The sequence below is a fragment of the Ruegeria sp. BE1 genome (genome assembly GCF_056538885.1).
Genome location: NZ_JBQFTY010000012.1, coordinates 1 through 2500 on the forward strand (window position 1 = coordinate 1; position 2500 = coordinate 2500).

The window sequence follows — 2500 nt, forward strand, 5'->3', positions numbered from 1 at the left end:
TTGGTTGCGGGGAGAGGATTTGAACCTCTGACCTTCAGGTTATGAGCCTGACGAGCTACCGGACTGCTCCACCCCGCGCCAGGTGTTCTTTTCATCGTTTAGAGAGACTGTTGGGCTTTTTCTAGGTTTGGCGGTGACCTACTCTCCCGGGGCTTAAGCCCAAGTACCATTGGCGCGGCAGTGCTTAACTTCCGGGTTCGGGATGGGACCGGGTGTTTCACTTGCGCTATGACCACCAAACCGAGGAAAAGCCCATGTCGACTTTCTTGCGGAGCAAGAAAGCGACAGGTGGCAGGCAGCGTATTCGCTTGCGAATGCGCGGTGCCACTCGGTTGTATAGTCAATCAACAGTGCCGTTTGCGTTGGCACGCGCTGTCCTTGGTCAAGTTTGGTGTATGCTTTGGTCTTGTCTTTCCATTACTGGATCAAATCAAGCCTATCGGGCGATTAGTACCGGTCAACTGAACGCATTACTGCGCTTACATCTCCGGCCTATTGACGTGGTGGTCTTCCACGGCCCTCAGGGAGACCTTGTTTTGAGGGGGGCTTCCCGCTTAGATGCCTTCAGCGGTTATCCTGTCCGATCATAGCTACCCAGCACTGCCGTTGGCACGACAACTGGTCCACCAGTGGATCGTTCACCCCGGTCCTCTCGTACTAGGGGCAACTCCTCTCAAGTCTCCTACACCCACGGCAGATAGGGACCGAACTGTCTCACGACGTTCTAAACCCAGCTCACGTACCTCTTTAAACGGCGAACAGCCGTACCCTTGGGACCTGCTCCAGCCCCAGGATGAGATGAGCCGACATCGAGGTGCCAAACACTGCCGTCGATATGGACTCTTGGGCAGTATCAGCCTGTTATCCCCGGCGTACCTTTTATCCGTTGAGCGATGGCCCTTCCACTCGGGACCACCGGATCACTATGGCCGTCTTTCGACTCTGCTCGACTTGTCAGTCTCGCAGTCAGGCTGGCTTCTGCCATTGCACTCAACGAGCGATTTCCGACCGCTCTGAGCCAACCTTCGCGCGCCTCCGTTACGCTTTAGGAGGCGACCGCCCCAGTCAAACTACCCGCCACGCAGGGTCCCGGATCCGGATAACGGACCGCGGTTAGACATCAAGAGTGCGAAGGGTGGTATCTCAAGGGAGGCTCCACCGCGACTGGCGTCACGGTTTCAAAGCCTACCACCTATCCTGCACATCACAATCCTGATGCCAGTGCGAAGCTGTAGTAAAGGTGCACGGGGTCTTTCCGTCTAACCGCGGGAAGCCTGCATCTTGACAGGCAATTCAATTTCGCTGAGTCGATGTTGGAGACAGCGGGGAAGTCGTTACGCCATTCGTGCAGGTCGGAACTTACCCGACAAGGAATTTCGCTACCTTAGGACCGTTATAGTTACGGCCGCCGTTTACCTGGGCTTCAATTCAAGGCTCTCACCTCTCCTTTTAACCTTCAGGCACCGGGCAGGCGTCAGACCCTATACGTCGTCTTGCGACTTCGCAGAGCCCTGTGTTTTTAATAAACAGTCGCCACCCCCTGGTTTGTGCCCCCAGCCCCTAGTTGCCTAGGAACCGGGCCTCCTTCTCGCGAACTTACGGAGGTATTTTGCCGAGTTCCTTCAACATCGTTCTCTCAAGCGCCTTGGTATGCTCTACCAGTCCACCTGTGTCGGTTTAGGGTACGGTCTGATGGAGGGCTATTTCCAGGAACCACTCAGCAGCCCAATCAATCCGATAAGATTGAACTACATCCGTGATCCGTCACATCCTCCTGGCCTAGGAATATTAACCTAGTTCCCATCGCCTACGCCTTTCGGCCTCGGCTTAGGGGCCGGCTTACCCTGCTCAGATTAGCTTTAAGCAGGAACCCTTGGACTTTCGGCGAGAGTGTCTCTCACACTCTTTGTCGCTACTCATGTCATCATTCTCACTAGTGATCTCTCCACCGGATGGCTCACGCCCCGGCTTCATCGAAAGAACTCTATCCTGCGCTACCGCCTATTCGGCTACTTGAGCGCGCTTACGCGCACCGCATAACCGGCGGCAATACAGGATGAGTTCTATGTCACACTACGCTCTGCTACCATGCCTTACGGCATCCTAGACTTCGGCTCATGGCTTGAGCCCCGTTACATCTTCGCCGCAGGACAACTTATTTAGACCAGTGAGCTGTTACGCTATCTTTAAAGGATGGCTGCTTCTAAGCCAACCTCCTGGTTGTTTTGGTCGTCCCACCTGCTTTCCCACTTAGCCATGAATTGGGGGCCTTAGTCGTAGGTCAGGGTTGTTTCCCTCTCCACTACGGACGTTAGCATCCGCAGTGTGTCTGCCATCTAGTACTCCCGGGTATTCGGAGTTTGGTTAGGATCAGTAAGCCTGTGGGGCCCCATTACCCATCCAGTGCTCTACCCCCCGGGGTATTCGGATGACGCTCTACCTAAATAGATTTCGCAGAGAACCAGCTATCTCCGAGTTTGATTGGCCTTTCACCCCTAGG

1 tRNA gene and 2 rRNA genes (1 of these 3 cut by a window edge) are annotated in these 2500 nt (G+C 54.9%); all 3 read right to left on the reverse strand.

The features are described from left to right. Nucleotide 1 precedes the first annotated feature (1 nt). Nucleotides 2-78, reverse strand: a tRNA-Met gene (locus ACR0J5_RS20525). Between the two features lie 47 nt (nt 79-125). After that, nucleotides 126-240, reverse strand: a 5S ribosomal RNA gene (gene rrf / locus ACR0J5_RS20530). A gap of 186 nt (nt 241-426) precedes the next feature. Beyond that, a 23S ribosomal RNA gene (locus ACR0J5_RS20535) occupies nt 427-2500 on the reverse strand (it continues 792 nt past the right edge of the window).